Raw genomic sequence first — 26,829 nt, 5'->3', positions numbered from 1 at the left:
TCAAGCACGTTATGTTAAAATATATAGAATGTATTTTACAATCAATGAAGCAGGTGAAGAAAGTGAACGGGCAATCCGAGTACAATGTATTATTGTTTTACAAATTTATCGCCGTACCCGATGCGGAACAATTTACGCAGGAGCATCTGGCCTACTGCAGAGAGCTTGGCATCAAGGGACGCATCCTGATAGCCGACGAAGGAATTAATGGAACCTTATCGGGGACGATCGGGCAGACGGAGCAATACATGCATGATCTGCGCCAGAATCCTCTTTTTGCTGATATTGTCTTCAAGATCGATGCCGTCGAAGGACATACCTTCCGTAAAATATTTGTCCGCTACAAGAAGGAACTGGTCACCTTCCGCTTCAACGAGGAAGATATCAACCCTACTCTCCAGAGCGGCAAGCGGCTCGCTCCGAAGCAATTTTATGAATATTTGCAGCGCGATGACGTGATTGTGCTCGATGGCCGCAATGGGTATGAGTATGACCTGGGTCATTTCCGCGGCGCCATCCGTCCGGACATCGAGACCTCCAAGGAGTTTCCCGAATGGATCAGGGAGAACCTGAGCGAGAATAAGCATAAGCCGATTCTGACCTACTGCACCGGCGGCATACGCTGCGAGAAGCTGAGCAGCTTTCTGCTGAAGGAAGGCTTCGAGGACGTTTATCAGCTGGATGGCGGCATCGTCACCTATGGACAGGATGAGGAAGTAAAGGGCAGATTATTCGACGGCAAATGTTATGTGTTTGATGAGCGGATCTCCATCCCCATCAATCATACGGAGGAAGCCAATGTGGTGGGACAATGCCATCATTGCGCCAAGCCCGCCGACCGTTACATCAACTGCGCCAATGATCTCTGCCATCACCAGCATATTATCTGCGACGAATGCGAAACCCTGCACAATCATTATTGTTCCGAGGAATGCAGCTCGTTCTCGCAGGCAATCTAACTTACGGTCAAAATGCAACCAACCACTTACCCTCCCGCTGCAGCCGGGAATGGATAAGTGGTTTTTTTATAAAAAACAGCGCCGATTTCAGGAAGCTGAAATCGGCGCTGCCGGTATGAATAGAAATGTGCCGCTGGTGAATCTTAATAAGCGAGTGAGAACAAGCCGTTGATATGAGCCAGGTAGCGGGCATTGCTCGCTTTTTTCATCAGGGAAGCCGGCGTGCCTTTCAGCTCGATGCCGCTGCCGCCAATGCTGCCGATTCCATCTTTGCGTCCGAGACTCGCCAGAGTACCGGAGAATACCGGATTGAACGTGTCCATGCTGCTGCCGTTGAAGAAAGCTGCGATGTTGGCGCCGGCAAGCTCGCCCATTTGCCAGGCCAGCTGTGCTGTCGGCGGGTAAGGACGGCCCTCGGGACCAAAGACAACCGCACAGTCGCCGGCAAGGAATACTTCCGGATGGGATACGGATTGCAGGAATTCATTGACCGTGGCACGGCCGCGGTTTACTTCTACGCCGCTTTCGGCAACCAGCGTGCTGCCTTGAACGCCGCCTGTCCATACCAGCGTGCTCGTATCGATCGTTTGGCCGTCTTTCAGGCTGACAACAGATCCGTTCACTTCTGTGATGGCAAGGCCTGTCAGGAACTTAACGCCGCGCTGCTCAAGGCTTGAAGTTGCACGCGCAATCAGATCGGCCGAGAAAATCGGCAGAATGCTTGGCATAGCCTCAACAAGATAAAGCGAAATATCGGCAAAATCTACGCCGTTCTTGCGGCAGATGCCTGGAAGCTCGTCCGCCAGCTCGCCCACAAGCTCCACGCCTGTAAGTCCGCCGCCGCCGATAACGAAAGTAGCGTCCGCTTTGTTTTTGGTTTTGCTGTATTCGCGGATGCGGTCTTCAACATGCGCGTAGACGCGGTTGGCGTCCTGTACGGATTTCAGGGTCAGGCTGTTTTCCTGCAGTCCCGGTATACCGAAGTAGTTCGTTTCGCTGCCCAGAGCAAGAACCAGGGAATCATAACGATAGGATTCTCCGCCCTCAAGCTTCACTGAACGGCCTGCGACGTCGATCTTTTGAACCGTGCCGACTTTAACGTTGATTTGCTTGCCTTTAAGCAGCTTCTCCAAAGGCAGGGCAACCGCCTTCTCTTCCACATTGCCCGCCGCAAGACGGTGCAGTTCCGTGATGATTTGATGTGAAGGAACACGGTTAATGACTGTGATTGTAGCCTCTTCTGCCGACAGATGCTCACGTGCCGAAAGAGCGCTCAACAAGCCGCCGTAACCGCCGCCCAATATAAGAATATGTTTACTCACGTTCATCCTCCGTTCTGAATGATTAATCTATTCGTCTTTTTTATTTCTTTCGCCCAGAATATCCAGGTAAGCTTGGCTGAAACGAAGCATTTTCTGAAGCTCCGGATCTTTCAGCAGCTTAAGCATGCCAAACAAACCGATGGTTGCTTCGCTTTGCTCAGCGCGGTCATTCGCTTCGATAACGGCAGATGCGTAGCCTTTGACTTTCTTCTCAAGCGGCTTTACCACCTCTTGAAGGCCTCCGACCATATCTTGAATAAGCACGCGGTCCGTTGCCACTTTTGAAGCAAGATCATACGTTTTGGTAAGCAGAGTCATCATTTCGGTAAGCTTCGGCAATTGTTCCACCAATACCGTTAAGGACTCTTGTACTTCCGGCTTTAGCAGTTGATCCAGCACATCCGGCTTGGCAGCTGCTTGTACTGCGGTAACTTCTGTTTGTTGTACAGTTGTTTCTGACATTTGCACGTTTCCTCCTTCATTCAAATAAATAGTGCCGGCTCGCTGCTGAAAACGGATACTCTTCTAATCAGTCGGAATGTAATAATTTTTCATCTATCAGCCTTCTTAGTGAAAATCTTCACATAGAATCATAGAGGTGGGCCGTATCCAGACTGATGCGAACGACATGGTCACATCTGTATCTATTGTATACCTAAACGACGAATTTTGCATCCCCAAAACAAATTGTCAGATCTTTTGTTTTTATGGCGGATCTGGATTTATTATGCGGGATAGTCAGGCTGCTTATTCTACCTGGGCCAATGAGAATTTTTCAACAAGAAAACCGGCTGCGCGCATATCGCGCTGCCGGTTATTTTTTAACAGCAATCATCGGTGATTCGCCGCTGCGGGCGTTATTTTATCCTTTGACTGCCCCTGCGGTCATTCCCTGAATAATATTTTTGTAGAAGATCAGGTATACCAGCATGACCGGCAGAATGGACAACACCATCGCCGCCATCAGGGTGGTGTAATCTGTCGTGTACTGGCCGTAGAAGTTGGTCAGCCCCACAGGGAGCGTCTTGAACGCCTCATTGGTGACGAGCACCAGCGAGAACGGGAACTCGTTCCACGTATCCAGAAACACCAGAATAATCACGGTGGAAATCACCGGGCTGCACAGCGGGAACAATATCCGGGTCATCGTGTAAAAGGTGGAGGCGCCGTCCATATAGGCAGCTTCGTCCAAATCCTTCGGAATGGTCCGGATATAGCTCTCCAGCAGAAAAATCGGCAGCGGCAGCCGGATTGCGATATAAGGCAGAATGAGCGTGTAAAATTTGTCGTACAAGCCAAGCTGCTTGAATTGCAGAAACAGCGGAACAATCAGCCCGTAGACCGGTATGAGCATGCCCGCAATAAAAAAGATGTAAATGAAGCTGCGTCCCCGAAACCTGAATCTGGACAGCGCATATGCCATGCAGAAGGACAGTACGACAACTGCAATGACAGTGACCGCGCTGTTGAGCGTGCTGCTTATAAAATACTGACTCATCTCGCCTTCCACAAACGCCTTGTAGTAGTTACCGAATTGCAGACGTCCCGGCAAAGAAACGGAATCCAGCATAAATTCGTCTTTGCTTTTCAGGGATGAATACATAATCCAGACGATCGGATATATGCAGCTCAGGGAAAAAACAAGCATGGCCGCATTTAACACATATCCCGCGGTTTTTCCTAAAAGCAGTCGAACGGACATCACCGCCTCACCTCCGTCAACCGTTTGAAGATTAGCACGATGCCAAAGCTGAGCACGAACATCCCCATCGTCACCGCGCTGCCATAGCCCAGCTGCATGCTTGTGAACGAGGTCTTGTAAGCATACTGCGCCAGCACCATGGAGCTCGTCCCCGGCCCTCCGCCCGTCATGACATAGATATGGCTAAAAACAAGCATGTTGGACGAGATGCTCAGCATCATGACAACTTTAATCGTGTCGTAAATAAGCGGAAATGTAATATATCTTGCTTTCTTGAAGCCCGTGCACCCGTCCAGCTCGCAAGTCTCGTAAATCTCCTTGGGAATCCCATGTACAGCGGACAAAAAAATAATAAGCGGGATCCCCAGATACTGCCAAATCAGCGGTACCGCAACGGAATAGATGACCAGTCCTGGATCGTCAAGCCAGGGCCGAATCCAGCTTTCCAGTCCGACGGAGGTCAAAACCGCATTCAAAATGCCGTAATCGCGGCTGTAGATCATTTGCCAGATGAAGCCCACAACAACCGCCGACAAGACAACCGGGAAAAAAATGACCGTTCGATGAAACTCCTTCATACGCATCAGCTTGGACATGAACAAAGTGGTCAGAAAAAAGGCCAGTCCCATCTGGATAATCAGCGTCAGAAGCATAATGGTCAAATTGTTCTTGAAGGAATCCCAGAACAGTCGATCCTTGACCAGCTGCAGGTAGTTGTCAAATCCTATAAATTGCTTGACCGGCCCCCCCGTCCAATCGGTCAGACTGTAATAGAATGAGAACACCAGCGGCACGATCATGACAAATGTATACACGGCCAATCCCGGAACCAGCAAAGCCAGCAGCATAACCGGTTTAATTTTCATTGCAGTCGAATCGTTCATCATTGCCTTGCTCCTTATCTGCAGCACGGGGGAATGCCACCATCCCCGTGCGAAATCGGAATATCCGCCAGCTGCTCTAGCTTGTTTTCTCATACTCGGCCTGAATCCGTTTGGCCAGCTCTTCCGGCGACACGGCGTCGATCAGCAGATCCTGCAAGCCGGCGTTCATCGTGCTGACGAGCGCTGGGCTCAGATAAGAATCATAGATCGGCGTAAACTGCAGCTTGGACGACAGCTCTGCGTATTTGACAGCGAGCGGGCTTACATTGCTTTTGTCGTAATCGGCGACTTTAAACGCGGCAGGCTCGCCTTTCTCGGCGAGACTTGCAGCAAATTCGGCGCCGCTGATCGCTTTCAGCACTTTGGCGATCGCTTCTTTCTTGGCGTCGTATCCTTTCACTCCCACTGCAAAGCCGGAGCCGGCGCCGCCCGATGTCGCAAGCGGATTGCCTTGGCCTCCGTCCACAGCCGGCAGAACGGCCACGTCCGTATTGCTCGCGATTTCCGGCGGCGCCGACGCGACAGCTCCGATTGCCCAGCTGCCTTCTATGAACATCGCGGCTTTTCCGTTGAAATAAATCGTTTTCTGCTGATCATTGTTAATACTGTTCAAGTCCGAATTGAATGCGCCCATCTGAGCCAGGCTCTGGAACGCGGTAAGACTCTGAACAAACGCCCCGTCGGTAAATTTGGCCCCGGTTTTTTCATTAATGCTTGCAAACCATTCCGGTCCTGTGAACCGGTCTCCCAATGCGCTCAATATGCAGGATTCGGCCACCCACTGCTCCTTGTTGCCCAAAGCAATCGGCACAATGCCCTTCGCTTTGATTTTTCCGATTGCGTCCACAAATTCGTTCCAGGTAGCGGGGAACGTATCGTATCCCGCATCCGCCAAAATCTGTTTGTTGTAATAAACAACCGAAGTTGCCAGCATCGAGAACGGAATACCGTAGGTTTGTCCCCCGCTGCTCAAGTCGTTGAAGGATGAAGGCAGAAATCCATCCTTCCAGCCGGCGTCCGCTTCAAGAATTTCATCGAGAGGAGCGGCAGCGCCGTTGGCGGCAAACATGGCAAGCTCCGAGCCTTTGCTGATGAAGATATCCGGGAGATCATTGGATGCTGCCAGCGTTTTCAATTTGGTGTAATACGCATTCTGATCTCCGATCGCTTCCTCTTTAATGACGATACCCGGATTCTCTTCCTGGAATTTGGCCAGGGCTTCTCTCACGGACGTAGCCACATTTTCCGTATTGTCCTTGGCCCACAGATTCATGAAAGAAATCTCCACCGTCTCTTCGGTCGGGGTCTTCGCGGTTGTCTCCGGCGAAGGCGCTCCGTTCTCCGCATTCGATGAGGACGACGGCTGATTAGCATTTCCGCAGCCCGCAAGCAATGTTGTTCCCAAAGCGACAACGAGCGGCAATTTGAGTAATTTCCACATTTTTGTATTCATGTTCTCCTCCTGTTTTTCCCCTTTATTTATGAATCCCACACTTATTGTAGACGGCTCCCGGGGAGAAACACAGGCGACTATTCTACAATAATGTCCGAAATATATTCTGAATTCCGCTGCTCTTCCTTTCTAGCGGAAGCTTTCTTTACAAAGCCCGAATGATAGCGCTATGATAGGCTGAAAGCGCATAATTTCAAGGGGTGTTCCGTATATTCAAGAGAAGATTTTTCAGTCTGCAGTACAAATTTATGATCTTTTCGCTGTTGATCGCGATCATCCCCCTGCTCCTGGTAGGCGGCTTTTCTTATGTCAAGTCGACTTCGGTCATCGAGGAAAAGGTCGGCCTGTCCAATTTCAAGACCGTTCAGCAGATTGCCGAAAATCTTAATTTCATCCTGAATGATATGAGCCAGTCCTCTATCTATCTGGCGCAGAACAGAGCGTTTATTCATTATCTCAAGCTGCCCTCGCAAGAGGTCCGGCAATCGCGAAACGATCTGCTGGCTACGCAAAACGCCGTCAACAGCTTTGTCGTCTTCAAGCCGGACATTCATTCCATCTATGTCCAGGGGATGAACGGCCTCGTATTTGACACCGCCAGCAACACCAATAAGCTTGACGGCGAGCTTCAAAGCCGCCTGTTCGGACTTCGCGGCGAGGGCATGTGGATTGCGGATGAAATTATCCAATACGACGGTTCGGAGCTGCCGGTCATCTCCTTTATCAAGGTGCTGAAGGATATCGACGATCTGTCCTCCAATCTGGCCATTATTAAAATCAATGTAGCGGAAGAACAGTTCTCCGCCGTCTATCGGGACAAGCTGCTCGGCGGCAGCGTCGATTTCTTTATTATCGATGAGAAGAATACCGTCATTTCTTCATTGGACAAAGCCAAGCTTGGCCTGACGCTGGAAGACAAGCTGAACGACCCGCGGCTGCATCAAGATGAAAACGGTTACTTCAAAACAACGCTGGACGGCAGACAATTCATTCAGACCTATTACAATTTGTCGCGCCCGGGCTGGAAGCTGGTCAATCTGATGCCGATGAACGAGCTGTCCAGGGATACGAAAATAATCCGGAATATTACGCTTTATGCCGTTTCGGGAAGCTTTGCCCTATGCCTGCTCATGATCGTCCTGTTTTCCTTCAGAGTGCTCAGTCCTTTGAATCGGATCAGCAAGGCGATGAAAGCACTGGAAAAAGAAAATTTCAATATCAACATTCATGTGCGGGGCAATGATGAAATCGCCTTGATCGGGACCAGCTTCAACCGGATGTCCAAGCGGCTGAATGAATTGATCAATGAGGTCTACGCGGTGCAAATCAAGCGGAAGGAAGCCGAGCTTGAGGCGCTGCAGGCGCAGATCAACCCGCATTTTCTCTACAATACATTGGACACGATCTATTGGATGTGCCGGATGGAGAAAGCTCATGAAAGCTCGCATCTGGTTCAGGCTCTATCCAAGCTGTTCCGGCTAAGCCTGAACAGCGGCAACGAATTTACGACGGTCGGCAAGGAGATTGAGCATTTGAAGTATTATATGGCCATCCAGGAAAAGCGGTTTGAGGATCTGATTCATTTCCAGCTTCGCGCTGCCGAGGATACGCTGAACTGCAAAGCGGTCAAAATTGTGCTCCAGCCGTTGGTGGAAAACGCCATTCACCATGGCATTGAAAGGAAAGGCTGCCGTGGAAGCATCGAGGTGGACATTTACAAGGAGGAGAACCGGTTGATCTACCGGATTACAGACGACGGGGCGGGCGCGGACGAAGCGGAATTGAACGCCCTGCTCGGTAAGGTTGAAGAGAACAATCGGGGCCTTGGCATCAAAAATGTCAATGACCGGATCCGTCTTTACTTTGGACCGTCCTATGGAATCAGCTTCCGCTCGGCGCCGGGCCAGGGAATGGCCGTTATTGTCAGCCAGCCCTATATAGAGGAGGAACGTTAGATGATTAAGCTGCTGCTTGTGGACGATGAACCGATTATTCGAAGAGGGATTCGCACTTCCATCGAATGGGAAAGCTGCGGCATCGAAATCGCGGGTGAAGCCGCCAACGGTGCGGAGGCGCTGGATAAGGCGCTGGCGCTGCAGCCTGATATTGTCCTTACGGATATCCGTATGCCCGTGATGGATGGGCTGGAGCTATCCGGCCATTTAAGAACGCGGCTCCCTCAAGCCCGTGTTGTTATTCTGAGCGGTTATGAGGATTTCGCCTATGCCAAGAAGGCGCTTAGCATGGGTGTCAATGAATATTTGCTCAAGCCTGCAGGCGCGGAGGAGCTGATTGCTCTGATGGGCCGGCTCAGCGGAGAAATCCGGCAGGAAGAGGACGGAAAACGCAAGCGGCTGCAGCGCGATCTGATTTTTAATGAGAATTACCCTGCGATCAAATCCGATTTCATCAACAAAATGCTGAAGGGCGAATATGCCGACTTCGATGCCGTTCACGAGAAAAGCCGCCTGCTGAAGCTGAATCTGTCGGAGCCGGAATATGCTGTCATCACAATTGATATTGACGATTTGGCCATCATGACCGAGAACCGGTCGGCTGCCGAGAAGCAGCTGCTGAAGTTCGCTGTCATGAACATTGCCGAAGAGCTGATTGCGTCCCGGGCATCCGGTCTGGTCTGCCACAGCGAATTTGAGCATCTTATCGGGCTGGTGGGCGCCAGGAAGCTGACAGAGGCGGGCGTATCCGGGTTGTGCGGGGAAATCCGGCATTGTGTCAACCATTATTTGAAGCTCTCGGTTTCCATCGGCATCGGCGCCGCCCGCCTTAGCATCCTGGACCTGCCAGCCTCCTACAGGGAAGCCGTATCCGCGTTGAGGGAAAAAACCTATGCGGGAAAAGGCAGCGTGATCCGATTCAAGGAAAATGCGTCGGCGGACCCGCCGAGACCCGTGCTTTATCCGTCAGAGGAAGAAAAAACCGTCATCCATTGCCTGCAAACGCTGAACAAAGAGGATTTAAGCCGTGCTGTCGACGGTTTTTTTGCCGGTTTTGTCACCGGCGGAGCAAGCATCGAGAGCATTCGGAATATATGCGGCCGATTGATTGTTATTGCGCTCAGCAGCGTCGAGGATATAGGGGTAGACGTCCAGAACGACTTCGGCTCCCGCTACAGTCCTTATAAGGAAGCGGAGAAATTTGATACGCTAGAGGATTTGCGCCAATGGATTGGCTCGCTGCTGGGGCGGATTACAGAGCTTGTCCGCGCCAATAAATCGCTGAGATTCAAAAGCCTGGTCAAGATTGCGCTGCACTATATGCAGGAAAATTATAACCGGGAAATGAGTCTCCGCGAAGTGGCCGGGGTTGTGCATGTGACACCCAATTATTTGAGCCGTGTGTTCAAGGAAGAAATGGGCGTCGCGTTTACCGAATGGCTCAACCGCTTCAGAGTGGAGAAGGCCAAAGCCCTGCTGGGGGCGGTTGACGCCAAAACCTACTCCGTGGCGGAGAAAGTGGGATTCAACGATTACAAATATTTCTCGAATATATTTAAAAAGCATACCGGCTATTCCCCCCGCGCATTTAAAGAGCTGAGGCAGAGGCAATGAAAACAGCCCCTAGTGAAACATATGTACGCTAAAAGGACAGAAAAGCGGCTGAGCAGGAAGATCTCCTGTTCAGCCGCTTTTCGTCTATTAGGAATTCAATAAATTGTAAATGATTTGCGCCGACTCCGCACGCGTGGCAATGCCCTGCGGATCGAATAGGCCGGCCGAACGGTCTTGAATCAATTGGAGCGCTGCAGCATTCCGAACGTATTCCGACGCCCAGGAGGATATTTCCCCTTCATCGCCAAACACTGCGCCGCTTGCGCCGTCATTGCCGACGCCGTTCGCCGCGATATACGCTCTCATCAGCATCGTCACCATTTCTTCACGCGTAATTTGCGCGTTCGGATCGAATACGCCTTCGCCTTTCCCCGTCGCGATTCCCGCTTTCGCCGCGATCAAGACCGCTTCCGCATACCAGTCTTCCGGCTTCACATCCGCAAAGGCCGCGTCTCCGGTTTCAGTCAGCTTCAGCGCACGCACCAGCAGCGCTGTGAATTCGGCGCGCGACACTGCGCGGCCCGGCTCGAACGACGCTTCGTCTGTTCCGTTCACGATTTGCTTCGCGGCCAGCTCTTGAATGACGTTCTCCGCCCAGTAACCGGACGGGACATCTCTAAATTGCCATACCGTCTCAATGACCGCATATTTGCCGAATTCGCTTACTTGAGACACCCATTCGCCGTTCTCATAGGCTCCGCCGATATATTCCGGCTCGCCGTTGTCACGCAGACGGTAAATACCCGCCAGCTTCGGATTGATGCCCGGATCCGCCTTCAAGCGGATCACAATCGGCTCGGCAAGCTGCGCAATCGCCGCTGTTTTCCCGTCATTTGCTGCGTAAGACAGACTGAAATCATACACCGCACTGGCAAGTGTCGCTTTCGTCTTACCGGGAAGACTGCCCAGCAGCGGCTGCGCATTAGCTTCCGGCAGCAGATCGATATCCACTGACAACTTGCCGTCCGCAAGATTCATCGCTTCCGCTCTCTCCATAAGCTGCCGTAAGGTTCCCGCCGGCAATTCAAGAGCGTATGCCTCCGAGCGGACTACGATTCGGCCGTCGGCAGGAAGCTCCGCCGCCTGCGGCGGCAGCACAACCTGCCTGATGTCCCCGGAGACCGGAACGATCAGGGTACCGTCCGCCGCCAGATCAGCCAGATCCCCGGTTGTCACTGTATGCGTCATGGACGGCTCCTGCCCAGTCCCGCCACCATCACTATCCAGCGTAGTGCCGCTGTTATTGCCGTTATTCCCACCGTTATTGCCGCCACTACTCCCGCCATTATTATCTGGAACAGGCTGGGTTTTGGCCGGCACGATTACCTTCAGCCCGGCCGTATCTGCCGTGCTTCCATCCGATGTTTTCGTCACGGTCAACACCAGCGTCACTTCCGTATCCGCTGATGGCGGCGCAATTTGCCCGCCCAGTCCGATCACGCCCGGGTTATCCACGCTCTTGATCGAGAGGCTGTATCCTTCCGGCACAACCGGAAGGGTCAGCAGCGTTGCATCTACTTCCGGTGCTGCAAGGATTGTGATTGCTCCCGCAATATTTGCTGCTGTCGGTTCAGCTGCCGTCATTGCCGGAACGGTTACCTTCAGCCCGGACATATCTGCCGTACTGCCATCCGACGTTCTCGTTACGGTCAGCACCAGCATCACTTCCGTATCTGCTGCCTGCGGTGTGATTTGTCCGCTTAATCCGATCACGTCCGGCTTATCCGAGTCCTTGATCGCGACACTGAATCCTTCCGGTACAGTCGGAAGCGTAAGCGTCGTTGCATCCTTGGCCGGTGCTGCAAGGGCGGTGAGCGTTCCCGCAATACTTGCTGCTGTCGGCTCCACCACACTCTTCGCCGGCACGGTTACTTTCAGCCCGGCTGTATCGGCCATGCTGCCGTCCGACAATCTCGTTACGGTCAGCACCAACGTCACTTCCGTATCCGCGGCCTGCGGTGTAATTTGTCCGCTTAGTCCGATCACGTCCAGCTTATCCGAGCTTTTGATCGAGAGGCTGAATCCTTCCGGCACAACCGGGAACAGAAGCTGCGCAGCATCTTTTACCGGTGCTGCAAGGGTAGTGATCGTTTCCGCAACGCCTGCCGCTGTCGGCTCCTCCACACTCTTCGCCGGCACCGTTACTTTCAGTCCGGTTGTATCGGCCGGGCTGCCGTCCGATGTTCTCGTCACGGTCAGCACCAGCGTCACTTCCGTATCCACGGCCTGCGGCGTAACTTGTCCGCTCAGTCCAATCACGTCCGGCTTATCCGAGTCCTTGATCGCGACACTGAATCCTGCCGGTACGGCCGGAAGCGTAAGCAGCGTCACGTCCTTCAACGGCGGCGTCAGTGCGGTAATCCCCGCTGCAACCTCAGACGCTGTCGGCTCGATTGTACTCTTCGCCGGCACCGTTACTTTCAGCTCGGCCGTATCGGCCATACTGCCGTCTGACGTTCTTGTTACGGTCAGCACCAGCGTTACTTCCGTGTCCGCTGCCTGAGGCGTAATTTGCCCGTTCACTCCAATCACGTCCGGCTTATCCGAGCTTTTGATCGCGATGCTGAATCCTTCCGGTACAGCCGGAAGCGTAAGCATCGTTGCATCCTTGACCGGCGCCGCTACGGCTGTGACCGCATCCGCGACGCTCGCCGCCGTCCCCCCTGCTTCAGTCAATTCACCAAGCCGCTGCTCGGCAGCAAGCAGCTTCGCCAGGCTTTCTTCAGCTACCAGTACTTTCTGTTCGTCACTAAGCGCATTATAAGCCGCTCTGGCTGACTCGATTTCCTGACGGTCGCCGAGACTTACCTCTGCCGCTGCCGGCAGTGCATTCAATTCCTCCATGACCTGGTTAACCGCAGCCTGGTTATCAATGAGCGTTCCATTGACCTTCATTTCGTAAATCGAATAGCCCCATTGACCGGATTTTTCCGTACCCTGCATCCGGATATACCGGGTGCTTGCATCCAGGTCAATCATATCTGTGCCGCCATTGCTGTTTGCTTCTGTGAATACATCCGTCCATATCCGGCCATCGGGAGAAATTTGCAGCTTATACCCTTTGGCATAAGAATCCTCCCATTCAATAACAACCCTGTTGACGTTGTAGATGGCCTCCAAATCCACCTGAAGCCAGTTGTCGGCTGGTTCACTTGCGCCCCAGCGGGTGGTCATTTCACCGTCAAAAGCGGCCGCCGCCGTCTGCTGCGCATTAGACTCGGATGAAGCTTCCGCTGGCTTTCCAAGGGCAATGTTCGGTGCTTCCTGCCCGTAAACCTCCATTTCATACAGAGAGTAGCCCCACTGCCCGGACTTTTCCATACCCTGCATCCGGACGTAGCGGCCAAGCGCATCCACTGGAATTTTCTCCATACCGCCTTGTGAACCCGTTTGCGTATATACATCTTTCCAATTCACGCCGTCCATGGATGCCTGCAGCTTGTAGGCCTTCGCGAAGGAAGCTTCCCACTGCAAGTCTACTTCGGTAAGGGCATAGATATCGCCCAAATCCACCTGAAGCCAGTTGTCCGCGCTTTCATCTGCGCCCCAGCGCGTGGCAGAATTGCCGTCAAAAGCCTGATCGGCGGTCTGCTGGTCATTCGACTGCGAGGAGGCGCTTGCGGTTTTACCCAAGGCAAGATTGACCTTGGCCGCATCCTTAAGCGTCAGTTTGACCGTAACCGTTTCGTTTGCCTTAAGCGGCAGAATGCGAGCGATGTTCCCGAGCGGGGAACTTTGGATTTCGACATCATCGCTGCTGATTTCTTCAATACCTGCACGCTGGATCAGCGTCAAGTCCTGGTCGATACCGGAGGTTAGCCGAGCCTCTACCGTTCGATGATCCATATCCCAACTCAGGTTGTCGATCGTAAACCGGCTTTTTCCGAGCATGCCGGAAATAGAGCCTGTTTTTAAGGATTTGGGCAGTGCGGGCAGCAGCTCCAGCGTTCCCGCATCGGAGGTTGCCAGCATTTCCATCATTATCGTAGGAACGGAATTGACTACGTCCGTTGCAAAGGTGCCGTGATTATTGTAATGCGAAGTGGCAAGGCTGGTGTAATAATAGTCATCCTTGGCAAACCGCATCAGCTTTGCATTGACGGAATCCGCGTTGTTCAGGTCTGCGGCGATAAGAGCGCTGTGCAGCAGCCCATGCCCGGCATTTTCATAATTGCCGCCGTCTTTCTTCTGCAGCGAGATCCGGGCCGCGTCGTAAAGCTCCTGATTCTTTTCCGGAGTGATCTCGCGATAAGGCCAGACAGGCATCATGCCGCTGGAATGGCGGTGCTGATAGTTGTTTTTATTCATCAGGTCAGGCCATGCCCACTCGGCAAGCGCTCCATCGTTGTTGACCAGATATGGAGGCAGATTATCGAGCAGCTCCTGCCAGACGGGAATCTTGTCCTGGTCTTTACCCAGTATAGCGCTTGTCTCAATCAATGTTTCCAGAGCGAACCGCGCGCCGGAAATATCATAGACGGAGTTGACTGACAGCGGCACCCCGCCCGCAGGTCTGTTCTCGGGAGAGATGGATCCTGCAAAAATATACTTTCCGCTGCTGTCCTTCTCGACAAGGAAATCTTCGTAGAAGTCCCCCATATCCCGGATGAGCGGATAATATTGATTGGCAAGAAAGTCCTTATCCCCTGTAACCTCGTAATGCTCCCAGAACGGGTAGAGCAGCCAGGATTCTCCGCCGGTCACATATTGATACGGATAGTCAAAGTTGATGTTGGAGATCAATCCCTCGCCGTTTGGCGTATTGCCGCCCGTGAGCATCCCTCTTGTGCCGAGCAGCTTCCGGGCGTTCGTGCGGAAATCATCCTGCCATTGCTTATTCAGATAGAAATATCCTGCCATCGCTTCCGGCATGTTGCCGATGTTGCCGCCGGAAATCTGCAGATTAAGGTTGGCGTCGAGATGGTAATAGCCATCCCAGCCGACATTGCTGTCGCCCGTCCAGTTGCCCAGCAGATCGGGTGCGGCCGTGTCATTGCTCGAACCGAGCAGGTGATAGCGGCCGGAATAGAACATTCTCTCATACAAGGCCGGAACAGGAGTTGCGGACGCTTTCTGCATGGCGAGAAGTTCTTCGCTGGACTTGGAGCGGTCTTCCGCGCTTGCCCCGAAGTCAATGGAGACGCGGTCGAAAATTTTACTGTGCTCGCTGACATGGCGGTTCAGCAGCGTTTGATAGTCGCCGGCAATGCCTGACAGTCTATCCTGCAGAAGCTCCCGATTCCACTCCTGCTCGGCAGGTACTCCGCCTTCATAAGTACCGTCGTATCGCTCGGTAAGGGAAAGCAGCAGCACATAGGTTGCGCCCGAGACGGATACGGCATCGCCGTCCATGACCTTGGTCCCGTCCGTAACGATTCGCGTTACGCCCTCGTAACCGGCGTTATAGCTGCCGTTCGGATATTTCGCTCTCAGATTGAGGAAATCCACGCTGGAATTGTCGTCCACCGTAACGCCCTTATTAAGCAGGTTCATGCCCGGATCAATGCTCAGCGCGAGCTTGACGTCCAGCTTCTGACCGGTCGGTGCGGGCAAATACTGAACTGTCACGCCATCTGTTCTGGACACGAAGGAGTCGCGCTCCCAGTCGCCCTTGTCATCCGACCAGTTGACGCCCACAACGCCTGTGGAATAGTCGGTGGAGCGGACATAGTTCGAAATCTCTCCGCTATCCGGCATGGTAATGGTCATCTTATAGCCCGGATGCTTGCTGCCCTCGCCGCCGCCTTGATAACCCTGCACATCGGCTGCCAGCTGATTCGCTTGCTGATAGCTGCCCGCGACCAGCAGATCCCGAATTTGCTGAATATTCTCTTCGCTGACAGTATTAAAGGTTCTGCTCGGACGGTTTTCCGTTCGGGCCATGAAGAAATCCCTATCGTCAAAGACGACCGTGTCTTCACGCGGACTGCCGAACACGATAATGCCCTGTTTGCCGTTGCCGGCGAGCAAGCCGTCTTCCCAATCGCCGTAATTGCGCGGATACGTAGTGGAGAGCGCCTTCGTCGCGGAATTGCCGGAGGTCGTAAACGTCTTTGCCAGCGCCCCGCTCTCATTGCCGCTCTCATCGATCGCCACAACCTTGACGGTATACGTTTTCCCTGCCGCAAGCCCTGTGATCTTGTAATCGCGGGTATTGGCGTCCAATGAAGTGACAAGCGTTTGGCCCAGGTATACCTTATAGCCTGTTACAGCCTGGTTATCAACTGCGGCAGGCCACTGAACATTTGCCGCTGCATCCGTGATTTCCATCGCTGCAAGCGAAGCTGTCGGCGGCCACTCGGGCGCGGTATCGGCGGGCTTCACCTTGCCGTAAACCTCGAATTCGTACAATGAAAGCCCCCATTGCGTCGCAGCCTTGACGCCCTGCATGCGGACATAGCGTCCCTCCGCAGGCTGATCCAGCGCAATTTCGTCCGTATGATCGCCTATGGGCGAAGCATCGTTGTGCGTATGAACATCCGTCCAGGAGCTGCCGTCGTCCGAGACCTGGATTTTATATTGGGATGCATAGGCGCCTTCCCACATGAGAACGATCTTGTCGATGATATCCGTTTGGCCCAGATCGACCTGAAGCCAGTTGTCATCCCCGCCGTTTGAGCCCCATCGCGTGCCGGCATTGCCGTCGAATGCGCGGAAGGCCGATCGGTCCTTATCCGGCTGGCTGTTGACTTCACCGCTTCCGTCATTCGACTGTGATGATGCCGTATAGGCGGACGGTGCTTTATTCAGCGCCACATTGACCGGCACATCCGGTTCAACGGGCGTTCCGTAAATCTCGAATTCATACAGAGAATATCCATACGCCGTTTTCGGCGCAATGCCCTGCATGCGGACGTAACGCGTATTTTTCCGTATGGCAACAGTCTCGTTGCCGCCCGCTCCGGTCGCGGTATAATACGCATCCGACCAGTGCTCTCCATCATCGGAGATCTGGACTTTATATTCGCGTGCGGAAGCCGCTTCCCACGACAGCACGACCTTTGAGACGTTATAAATGTCTCCGAGGTCCACAGCAATCCAGGCATTGTTGTCGTTGCTGTGGTCGGTGGACCAGCGCGTCGAACCGTTGCCGTCGATCGCCTTGGCGGCGGTCAACGTGCCATCCTCATAGGACGCGGTGACAGCAGCGTCCGGGTTAAGAGCCAGATTGACCGGCACATTGGCAGGCGGCGCCGGAGGCTTCGGAACCGTCTGGCCCTGAGGAGGCCATAACACATACGTGTTTGCGCCATTATGCGCATCTGCAAAAGGCCCGGCCATAACGCTGCCGGATTGTACGGCGCTGCCATAGAAATCGGTATCGACGTCGGCGGCGATGCTTTCGTTCGCCTTGGGGATCAAGCCGACTCTTTCCTGCGTCACCGGACTCAGGCCGCTGATGCCGGAGACATCGAGATCAAAGCTGAGACTCATGTCTTCATTGGTCGCTGTGTATGCAACGCTGGAGATGACATTGGTAAAGTTGCCCTCTTTAACATGCGTTTTATTGGCTGCATTCGACGGCAGCACAGAGCCCTGTACCAGATTGTTGTACCAGAAGAACTTCTGGGTGGAATTGACGGAGCTGGTCTCGTTCATCGTGCCCGGCTCGAAATAGTAGTTGTCCCTGCCGCCGCCATCCACATTGATGTTACCGTTGTCGATAAACAAATTGTTGGCGAACACAACACCGGTAGCATCCAGCATGCGAATGTCGCTGTTGCCGATAAATACGTTGTTGTCCACCAGAATGGGGCCTTGTACGGCCTCCGCATAGTATCCCCACGGGGAATTCATCACGATATTGCCGGTTATACGGACATTCTGGTTGCCCCAGTCCGTCCAGATACCGGCTGAATTGCCGCCCTTGGAGTTTTTGATATAATTGCCCTTGATCAGCCCTTCGTTCATGTAATGCACTTTAATCGGAGCTGTCTCCGCCCCGCTGAACTCCCCGCGATAGTTCGTATCCTCGATCATGTTGTACATAATATCAGAATTCCACGAGAATACGCCGGCGATGCCGGATTGGCCCGACTTCGCAATATAGTTGTTGCGGACGATATGGGAGCCGTACTTATCGGTATCGTGATAATCTGTCCGCGTATTTCCCTGCCTGTTGCCTGCCCACTCGTCGTTGCCAAGGCCGATATCGATGCCGATGGTTCGGGCATTGATGACGATATTGTTCTGAATAATCCACTTCAGGCCGCCATTGACGCTGATTGCACCCGCTTGTCCCCTGGACGGCACGCTGGGAAAATCGGAATAGGTATTGGCCGCGTGTTTAACAGTGAATCCGTCAACGGTAATATAGCCAAGTCCCCACGCGTCCGGAGCAAAGATTTGCTTGCGCACATTGATCTCCGCAAGCTTCTCGTTCGGGTCGGCTCCGTCGAAATTCGCGTAAATGATTGTGCTGCCGCCGGAGACTTCCGTATACCAGGTGTCCCCTGAGGATAATACGCTGCTTAACGCGCCTTTCTCATAATAAGCCTGCTCATCCAGATAGACATCTCCAGCGGTGTAGCCCGCGAAGAAACCGCCTTCGCCTCCTTGAGGCTGACGTGCCGCGTAAGGGTTGTAATTTCCGAAGTAGCTGTCCGGCAGCGTTACGCGCCATACGTCTCCGCTGTAGGGCGTCCAGCTGTTAATCTCTTCGGAACCCTTGATGGCAACTTCACCATCGCCTGCATTGGTATACGTAATGCGATGGGACTCGTCGGTGCCGCCCCGCGCCGGCTTAACCGTTTCGCGGTATAATCCGGCATGAACGACCACGGTGTCCCCGGGCTGCGCTTCTTGCGCCGCATGGTTAATCGTTAAGTACGGCTCGGCTTCCGTGCCGGAATTGGAATCGCTTCCATTTTTTGCAACGTGAATCAACCGGCCTTCCCCGGCAGACGGCTCTGCTGCTATCGAAGGCAGCGCCGCCGTGGTGAACATAAAGGCACATAAGACCGCGTAAAGCATTTTTCTGCCGATGCTTGCTGCTTTTCCCCATTGAAGCGACATCGTTTTGCTCCTTTCGAATATTAATCTGTAAAATATGAAAGCCCGGTATTCTCCTGCTTTGTTTGCTGCGCGGTATTGATGGAATCAGAATAATTCAGTATAAAATCACCGCCTTCCCGGAATTTTTCCCCGCCACCGTTGAAATCTTAAACGCTTCCAAAACTAATTGTAGTCATTATGACTATTTATCGTAAGGGGACTAATCTATAAATTTATCCGCTATTTTGTTCACTTCCAGCCTTTAGCGAATTCAGCTCCCCGTCCTTTGGCGGCAGAGATGGCTTCGTCCCCCGAACTTTACCAATGTCTTCATCTTAAGAAGCAGCTAACTGATCCTGGCCGCCGCATTCCCTCAGACCTTATAGAAATGGATAAATGTGAACCTTATACATTCTATATGGTTAAAAAAATCCCGCAAGATCGGTTATCGATCTTACAGGATTCAGAGGGAAGAAAAATTATAAACCAGTCGCTTTGGAGGTTAGATAATAATCGCTCATCTGAAGGTCGGCAGGCTTGGCTTTCCTTTCTGTCATATAAACAGGCCGGTTTTGATGAACAATATCTCGCCATTGGAAATCTCCGCGCTTCAGCGCATGGATCAGCAGCTCAGCCGTCGCCATGTTTGTAGCAACCGGAATCCCATAAACGTCACAAAGCCGCAAAAGGGCGTTGATGTCCGCTTCGTGCGGCTGGGACGCGAGCGGATCGCGGAAGAACACCAGCAAATCCATTTCGTTCTGGGCTACCATCGCGCCAAGCTGCTGGTCCCCGCCAAGTGGACCGGACTTAAATTTCATGATATCCAATTTCGTGCTCTCCATAATAAGCGTGCCTGTCGTTCCTGTAGCAAACAACGTATGCTCTTGAAAAAGCAGCTCATACGCGACGACAAAGTTTACCAGCTCTTCTTTCTTCCGGTCGTGAGCAACGAAAGCGACATTCATGTTTCTTCTCCCTCTCCATTTATACGTTATATTTAATGACATTAATGTAACATTAAATGAAGGGGAAATCAATTATTTTGTTTACATCAATCATTTTCGTTCAATATTATGTCATTTTATATGCCATTGTGAATTGGACACTGCAGGGCTAAGGGTATTCCCATCCAGGCCATCTCCGGATTCCGATGAGCTTGTCCCATCCTGTTGTGAGTCGTCATCCACTTTAAAGTGGCCAACCGTCTCCATCAATGAATCCGACACCCGCTTCAGCTGAAGGGATGTTTGCGCAAATTCCTGCAGCACCGACGTTTGCTCCAGCACCATGGCTGTCATCTGCTCCGTGAAAGCGGAGGTTTCTTCGGTCACTCTGCTGATTTCTTCCGCCGATTCTGCCACTTCCCTGCTGCCCGCGGCAATCTGGCCGATCGATGAAGCGGCTTCGATCACCTGCACGGAAAGCTCCTGGACATGATCGACAACGGATCTGACATTGTCTTCCGTTTCCCTGATCGCGGAAATCCCGTTATATACCGTCCTGGAGCTGCTGTCGATCAGCTCGACAATGGTCTTCACATCCTCATTCATCCGGTAAAGCGTGGATTCGATTCCGCTTGTCGATTGCGCCGCCTGCTGGGCCAGCTTGCGGATTTCGGCTGCAACAACGGCAAACCCTCTTCCGTGCTCCCCGGCCCGCGCCGCTTCAATGGTCGCATTGAGCGACAGCACATTGGTCTTCGTGGAGATTTCGCTCATATACACGACAATGTCCAGAATTTGCGCCGATTGTGCCGAGAGCTGGGAAACACTGTGCTGAATCACCGTAAAAGCGCGCTCGATCTTCGCCACTTCCTCCTGCGTCCTGTCCAGATTCCGGCTCCCGCTGTCCGCAGCCGCCTGTGTGGTTCTGGCCAGCTCCGCCGCCTCTTCCGTACCCCTGGCAGCCAGCCTCAGCCCCCCCATGTTCTCCTGCATAGTGGCTGAGATTTCTTCAGTCCGGGAAACCTGCTTCTCCGCTCCCGCAGCCACCTTCTGGACGGCATCTCTGACCTGATCATTCACGCTGATCGATCCGGCCGAACCCGTGCCGATACGCTCGGAAACCAGGGACAGCCGGGAAGCCTGGGTTTGAATGTGGCGCATCATCACCTGCATGGACGCAAGCAGCCTATTCGTGACATCGCCGAGCTCCCGGGTTTCATCCGTCGCTTTGACCCTGATCCTTCTGGTCAAATCTCCGCCGGACTTTGCGATCTCGCCGATCGCCGCAGTGACCCGCTTCAGATTGCCTGTAATGTTTCTGGATATAAGCCAGGAGAATACGATAGTCAGTACAGACAAAGCAATCGCCATCGCCTGGAGCAGCGACTGAAGACGGTCATTGTTTGCAATGATCTGGCCGATTCGTTTCTCCGTCACATATTTCTCGGACTGACGCAGCCGGGAAAGCTGCTCCTTCATGCCCGTCATGGCCTTGTCGCCGGCATTATCCTGGAAATACTGAATCGCGGCATCGGCAGACCGCTGAAACGAGATCGACGCGGCAGCTTTGTCCGAAATGGCAAACCACCGCTCCATGGCATCGGATACGCCGACCAACCGGCTTGTTTGATCGGAATTGCCCGCAAACAAGGTTTTGAGCGTACCATAGTCCTGCCTCCACTTCTCCCTGTCGCTTTCATATCGATCCATATCTTCCCGTTTTCCCGTAACGCTGTGACGATACACATCGGTTTCCAGACTGGAGGCGTATTTATCAAGCGTATGGGTCAATTCGTGAATCTTCAAGTCCCGGCTGACGATCGAGCTCAGCTCGCCCTGAAGGGATTGGATCGCTCCGGAGACAATAAACAGTGTCACACCCAGAAACAGGAGCAAAATAATATAACCGCTCGTAATCTTATAACTGACTCTCAGACGAAATTTCCCCATATCCCCCAGCCCCCTGCTTTAATTTTGCGAAACCGGTTGAATGGGAACGCGGCTTTGGACGTAGCGGCTGCGCAGCGAACCGATCCCCTGCACATAGGCTTCCGTAATATCTCCATCCTTCAGCCAGACCGGCGGGTTTTTGCCCATTCCGACTCCCGGCGGCGTGCCTGTGCTGATGATGTCCCCGGGTGCAAGCGTAATGGTTTGGGAAAGGAAAGAGATCAGATAAGGAATATTGAATATCAGATCCCGCGTATTGCCGGTTTGCATCGTCTGTCCGTTCAATGTCAAGGAGAGCTCGAGCGCACACGGATCGGCAACAGCGTCTTTGGTCACTATACAGGGTCCCATGGGTGCAAAGGTATCGATGGCTTTGCCTCTGGTCCACTGTCCTTCCGACAGCTGAATATCCCTGGCGCTGACATCGTTCACAATGGTGTACCCGAATACATACTCCAGTGCCTCCTCAGGAGAGACCCGTTTGGCAGGTTTGCCGATGATGACGGCAAGCTCCACCTCATAATCGCACTGCGCAACCTCCGGAGGGATGACAACTTCGTCTTCCGGACCGGCAATCGAGTTTGCATATTTAGGGAAAAGAACCGGCACCTTCGGAACCGCCATATTGGACTCGGCCGCATGGTCAAAATAATTCAAACCGATAAATATCATTTTTCCCGGGTTATGCAGCGGCGCTTCGAGCCTGATAGCAGCCGGATCGTAGGTTTTGTCGGAGGTTTCCCGCAAAGTCCGGCACAACTCCCGGCAGTCGACGCCGCCCGCGACCTGTTCGATAAACGCCTTCAGCGTCCCTGCGGACAGAAGACTGACGAGATTATTCTCCTCCCACACGCCCAGATAGAGCGGACCGTTTGTTTCCGAGCGTTCAGTAAATTGAACCAGTTTCAATGTTATTCTTCCTTTCCTGTCGCTCCCGCCAAGCTGCTCCAATTGGGCTCGGGATTACAAGGTGATTTCCTGCCCGGACTGTGCCGATTTGACAATGGCATCCGCGACCTCGACGCCGTGAATGGCATCTTCGAATGATATGAAGTCGGGATTTCGCTGCTGTAGAATACATTGACTCACATAGCCCAGCTGCTCAACCAGGGCACCGATTATCCTGCCGTTCTGCTTGTGATGGATCGACACGTCCGTCGTTGTTCTTCCCGTTCCCGTCCACACCTGAACACCTGCCAAAGAGGTGTCGAAATGAATGACCCCATTCTCCGTTATCACTTCCGTATAATCATTAATGGCAATGCCGGCCGCATCCGGCGTCATCCAGTTGCTGTGTAGAACCGCAATCGCCCCATTATCAAACTGAAGCTGGGCCCATAGAATTTCCGGGGTTTGCGTGCCGGATACCGAGCGGCCTGCCGCATAAACCTTCTTCACCCTTCCGGCTGCGTACCATATGGCCTGGTCGATATCGTGAATCATCAGCTCATACACGGTATGCGTACGCTGATAGGTGGCGAACAAACCGTTCTCCCGCGAGCGTTTCATGAAAATGCTGACCGGTTTGCCGATCTGCCCGGAGTCCAGGATCTGCTTGATCTCGGCATATTTCGGCTCAAACCGCAGCAGATGTCCCGGCACCGCATAACGCTGATAGGTCTGCGCTGCGGCAAGCATCTGCCTGGCCTCTTCCGGATCAGTCGTAATGGGCTTCTCCACAATGACATGCTTGCCAGCCTGAAGGGCCTGAATCGTCGGCTTCAAATGTCCGCGCTCAAAGGTCACGATACTGACCAGCTCGATGTCATCGCGACCCAGCAGCGACTCTGCTTCGTCGTATATATTTTCGACGCCATAATCCTGCAGCGCGACGCGCAGACGCTCGGGGTTGGCATCGCACACGGCGACAACTTCTACGAACGGCAGCTGACGGTAAGCCTCCAAATGGTTCAATCCCCAGCTGCCAAGGCCGATAATCCCGACTTTCAACGTTCTCATGCCCGTTCACCATCCAGCGTCAGACATATTTTCCCTGATTTGACCCGGCCGTTGATCAGGTCCTGGAAGGCTTCGTTTCCGGCGGAGAGCGGCCGTACTTCCGTCCAGCCTTCTTCGGTTACACGACCGCCCTCGAGCAGCCCCACCGCATCGAGGAAATCCTGCTGCGTATAGCAGAAAGAGCCCAACAGTTCAATTTCGCTGCGGATCTGAACATTGACCGGAATGACGGTATCGTCAATTCCAAGACCGATATTCATGACGGTTCCGCCGGGATTGACGATCGCTATGGCAGCCGTCCGCGTCGGCTGAAAGCCGGCCGCATCGATGACGACATCAACGCCTTTGTCTCCGGTTATCGCCGCAATCTCCGCCTTGATATCGCATTGAAGCGGATTAAAGGTATAATCCGCCGCGACCCCGGCGGCCATCTGCAGCCGTTCATCATGTGTATCCAGAACGATAATCCGCTCCGCTCCGAGCAGCCTGGCGGACTTTGCGCACAGAATCCCGATGCCGCCCGCTCCGAAAATCACCACATTGGCAAAAGCATGCCGCTGCATAGCTCTGCGGGTCGCGCGAAGGGAGCAGGCCAGCGGCTCCGCCAGCGAAGCGCGGACAGGATCGGTTTCCTCGGCGACCGGAACGACGCTGGATGCGGGCACAACGACCCATTCCCCGAAAGCTCCCTGCCGGTGGATGCCGATAATTTGACGGGCTATGCACAGCTGCGTATGGCCTTTACGGCATGAGCCGCATACGCCGCAGTGCAGCAGCGGATTGACCACAACCTTCTGTCCCTTCAACAGCCCGCTTACGTCCTGCCCTGCCGCTTCGATCCGACCGCAAAATTCATGTCCCATGACAAGCGGCGGCACCCTCAGACTGTTATGGCCCAGATAGCCTTCAATTTCCGATCCGCAGATGCCGACGGCCTCCACATGGATCAGCACCTCATGATGAAGCGGAACAGGCTTGTCAATCACGTTGTATTCCATGGTTTCGGCAGCTGTCCATACCAATGCTTGCATGAATGGTTCCCCCTTAATCGTTCGTTCAGTTGAAAATAACGGTTAAACCCAGGACGGCTTCTCTTTACTTGAGGGCAGCCGGCAGCCGGTCAATCAGCATCTTCACGTCATCCGCATCATTGTAGGCATGAAGGGATGAGCGCACGCGATTGTCCCCGCCCATTACATACACCTCATGCTCAAGTAGCCTGGCCGCCGCCCCGGCGGCATCCTGAAAAGCAAAACTGATATTGCCGGCCCGGCGGGAAGGTTCTGCCGGAGTCATGACCTGCAATCCCAGATCCTCAAGCTGCCTGATCAGCATTCCGCCAAGCTTCAGGACATGACTCTCGATCTTCCCGATGCCCGTCTCCAGCAGCAGCCTTGTCGTATATTCGAGAACGTAAACCGTCGGATAGCTGGGATAACCCAGCTCAAACCTTCTTGCGTCGGAATGAACGGCAAAAGATGCAAAACGTTCTTCCTCCAGACCTTCGACGACGCTTCTCCAGCCGATATATTTAGGCGTCAGCGCCTGAAACCGTCCCGGATTGAAGGCAAGCACCCCAAGCCCATGCGTGGAAAGCAGCCATTTGTAAGAGCTGCTCACGAGGATATCGGTTTTGCTTAAGTCGACCGGCACCACGCCAAGCGACTGCGTCACATCCAGCAGCAGCAGCGCGTTCGTATGCTGCAGCTCTTCATACAGCTTCGCATAATCGATGCGCGCGCCTGACAAGTAACTGACATGACTGGTCATGACAAGCCGGGTTCTGTCATCGACCAAACGAAGAATGTCCTGCGCATCCACGCCCCAGTCCGTGTGCTCGACAACCCGCACTTCCACCCCCTGCTGCTTCAAGGCCAGCCATGGGAGTATGCCGGAAGGGAATTCCAGTTTATTGATGATCACATTGTCGCCCGGCTGCAGCACGGCCGCCTGCGCCACCATCGAGATCGCCTCGGACGCATTGGACATCAGCGCGATATCCCGGGCATTTCCGCCAATCAGGGCGGCCAGATTGGTTTTGCATTTCCACTCCGTTTCCGCATTCCGTTCCCGTCCCCGGGGGCCGCCGGTGCGGGCATTCATATAGTCATGAACGGCTTCCAATGCTCCGCGGTGTACCGGAGACTCAGCCCCGCAGAACAACCAGGTGCATTGATCCAGTCCGATAAAATTCGATTTATCTATAAGAGCTTTCATAATAACCGTCCTTTCGCACGCTGCCGGGGAGTGCCCTCGCATTACTATACCCTTCGCCTACAGGGCGGGTCACACCGCCCCTTAAGACGCCTGCTCCGATTTTTCCGGTAGACTTATAAATTCGGAGGTACTTCCAATCTGCTGAAGCATCCATGCGCTTTTTCGATATGGGTAAACGCATTGCCCAGCAGAAACGGACCATGTCCGGGAAAAAGACGGTCAACCCGCAGCTGATGCAGCTTCTCAAGGGTCGCGGCATACTCATCGATCCGGCAGTCCCACACATATTGGATGACGACCTTGCCGCCGGCAAATACCGTATCCCCCGCAAACAGGCTGCGCCGGTCAAGGCCCGCTTCCCACAGGAAACTCACGTGACCTCTGGCGTGACCGGGACTGTCGATCACCTGCAGGGTGATATCCCCGATCCGGACAGGTTCTCCCTCTTTGAGCCTTCTTGCAACCGGACAGGCGGGAAATTGAAAATCCCGATCATAAACCCCGCCCCGCTTGGCATGATTCATGCTCGTCTTGTCCATATCGCCGGCTGCCAGCCAGACAGCCGCTTCCTCCGAAGCGCCAATTTGCACGCCGTAACGGTTGTGGAAGTAATAAGCGCCCGCGGCATGATCGCCGTGAACATGAGTCAGAAAACAATAACGCACCTGGTCCATGGAGAACCCGCAGCTCTGAATATTGGCAGCGATCCGCTCCGGATCGATCCCTCCGCCCGCATCTATCAGCGCGCATTCCGAACCCCCATCCAGCAGATAGACATTGCAATCCATGGGATCGCTCATTTCCATCCCGTACTTGCCGCTGCCAACCAGGTAAACGCGGTCACTTAGCTTCATGGGCATTTCACTCCTGACG

General features: G+C 53.5%; 16 protein-coding genes. 3 read left to right on the top strand and 13 right to left on the bottom strand.

Annotation, left to right across the window (positions count from 1 at the left end; translation table 11 throughout):
- Window positions 1-44 precede the first annotated feature (44 nt).
- Window positions 45-959, top strand: a complete 915-nt coding sequence (trhO, locus tag ACFOLF_RS29370) for an oxygen-dependent tRNA uridine(34) hydroxylase TrhO (protein WP_379219566.1) — start codon at window positions 45-47, stop codon at window positions 957-959.
- 143 nt (window positions 960-1,102) lie between these two features.
- Here the strand turns inward: trhO and ACFOLF_RS29365 are convergent, their stop codons facing one another.
- The 5 genes from ACFOLF_RS29365 to ACFOLF_RS29345 all read right to left on the bottom strand — a co-directional run bounded on the left by ACFOLF_RS29365 (window position 1,103) and on the right by ACFOLF_RS29345 (window position 6,320).
- The gene (locus ACFOLF_RS29365; RefSeq protein WP_210037512.1) at window positions 1,103-2,281 is read right to left on the bottom strand and encodes an NAD(P)/FAD-dependent oxidoreductase; all 1,179 of its coding nucleotides are present in this window, start codon (window positions 2,279-2,281) and stop codon (window positions 1,103-1,105) included.
- A gap of 27 nt (window positions 2,282-2,308) precedes the next feature.
- Entirely contained in the window at window positions 2,309-2,743 is a 435-nt protein-coding gene (locus ACFOLF_RS29360) for a DUF1641 domain-containing protein (protein ID WP_210037511.1), read from the bottom strand.
- Between the two features lie 400 nt (window positions 2,744-3,143).
- Window positions 3,144-3,983: a carbohydrate ABC transporter permease gene (locus ACFOLF_RS29355; RefSeq protein ID WP_210037510.1), complete on the bottom strand. Its 840-nt coding sequence runs from the start codon at window positions 3,981-3,983 to the stop codon at window positions 3,144-3,146.
- The gene (locus ACFOLF_RS29350; protein ID WP_379112779.1) at window positions 3,983-4,870 is read right to left on the bottom strand and encodes a carbohydrate ABC transporter permease; all 888 of its coding nucleotides are present in this window, start codon (window positions 4,868-4,870) and stop codon (window positions 3,983-3,985) included. The genes ACFOLF_RS29355 and ACFOLF_RS29350 overlap by 1 nt, the downstream gene beginning before the upstream one ends.
- Before the next feature lie 73 nt (window positions 4,871-4,943).
- Window positions 4,944-6,320, bottom strand: a complete 1,377-nt coding sequence (locus ACFOLF_RS29345) for an extracellular solute-binding protein (RefSeq protein WP_210037509.1) — start codon at window positions 6,318-6,320, stop codon at window positions 4,944-4,946.
- 248 nt (window positions 6,321-6,568) lie between these two features.
- On the opposite strand from ACFOLF_RS29345, the gene ACFOLF_RS29340 reads away from it, so the two are divergent.
- Both ACFOLF_RS29340 and ACFOLF_RS29335 read left to right on the top strand, forming a co-directional pair.
- Window positions 6,569-8,275, top strand: coding sequence for a cache domain-containing sensor histidine kinase (locus tag ACFOLF_RS29340; protein ID WP_379112782.1), 1,707 nt, complete (start codon window positions 6,569-6,571; stop codon window positions 8,273-8,275).
- Entirely contained in the window at window positions 8,276-9,889 is a 1,614-nt protein-coding gene (locus tag ACFOLF_RS29335) for a response regulator (RefSeq protein ID WP_210037508.1), read from the top strand.
- A gap of 87 nt (window positions 9,890-9,976) precedes the next feature.
- Here ACFOLF_RS29335 and ACFOLF_RS29330 read toward each other — a convergent pair whose 3' ends face one another.
- The 8 genes from ACFOLF_RS29330 to ACFOLF_RS29295 form a co-directional block, all read right to left on the bottom strand.
- The gene (locus ACFOLF_RS29330; protein WP_210037507.1) at window positions 9,977-18,904 is read right to left on the bottom strand and encodes a discoidin domain-containing protein; all 8,928 of its coding nucleotides are present in this window, start codon (window positions 18,902-18,904) and stop codon (window positions 9,977-9,979) included.
- Window positions 18,905-19,362: 458 nt separating this feature from the next.
- Window positions 19,363-19,851 carry a methylglyoxal synthase gene (locus tag ACFOLF_RS29325; RefSeq protein WP_210037506.1) on the bottom strand — a complete coding sequence of 163 codons (489 nt, stop codon included), beginning with the start codon at window positions 19,849-19,851 and terminating at the stop codon, window positions 19,363-19,365.
- A 111-nt stretch (window positions 19,852-19,962) separates the two neighbouring features.
- Entirely contained in the window at window positions 19,963-21,780 is a 1,818-nt protein-coding gene (locus ACFOLF_RS29320; protein WP_210037505.1) for a methyl-accepting chemotaxis protein, read from the bottom strand.
- 18 nt (window positions 21,781-21,798) lie between these two features.
- The gene (locus ACFOLF_RS29315; RefSeq protein ID WP_379112785.1) at window positions 21,799-22,689 is read right to left on the bottom strand and encodes a fumarylacetoacetate hydrolase family protein; all 891 of its coding nucleotides are present in this window, start codon (window positions 22,687-22,689) and stop codon (window positions 21,799-21,801) included.
- 54 nt (window positions 22,690-22,743) lie between these two features.
- The gene (locus tag ACFOLF_RS29310; protein WP_210037504.1) at window positions 22,744-23,739 is read right to left on the bottom strand and encodes a Gfo/Idh/MocA family protein; all 996 of its coding nucleotides are present in this window, start codon (window positions 23,737-23,739) and stop codon (window positions 22,744-22,746) included.
- Window positions 23,736-24,770 (bottom strand): zinc-dependent alcohol dehydrogenase, encoded by a 1,035-nt coding sequence (locus tag ACFOLF_RS29305; RefSeq protein ID WP_210037503.1) that lies wholly within the window; start codon window positions 24,768-24,770, stop codon window positions 23,736-23,738. Before ACFOLF_RS29305 ends, ACFOLF_RS29310 begins: the two co-directional genes overlap by 4 nt.
- A gap of 64 nt (window positions 24,771-24,834) precedes the next feature.
- Window positions 24,835-25,956, bottom strand: coding sequence for an aminotransferase class V-fold PLP-dependent enzyme (locus ACFOLF_RS29300; protein WP_210037502.1), 1,122 nt, complete (start codon window positions 25,954-25,956; stop codon window positions 24,835-24,837).
- Window positions 25,957-26,069: 113 nt separating this feature from the next.
- On the bottom strand, window positions 26,070-26,810 hold the full coding sequence (locus ACFOLF_RS29295) for an MBL fold metallo-hydrolase (RefSeq protein WP_210037501.1): 741 nt from the start codon (window positions 26,808-26,810) through the stop codon (window positions 26,070-26,072).
- Between the last annotated feature and the right edge of the window lie 19 nt (window positions 26,811-26,829).

The organism is Paenibacillus sepulcri (assembly GCF_042647105.1).
Lineage (GTDB): Bacteria > Bacillota > Bacilli > Paenibacillales > Paenibacillaceae > Paenibacillus_Z > Paenibacillus_Z sepulcri.
The sequence above is the reverse complement of the archived record's forward strand: the minus strand, read 5'-3'. Positions and strand labels throughout refer to the sequence as shown.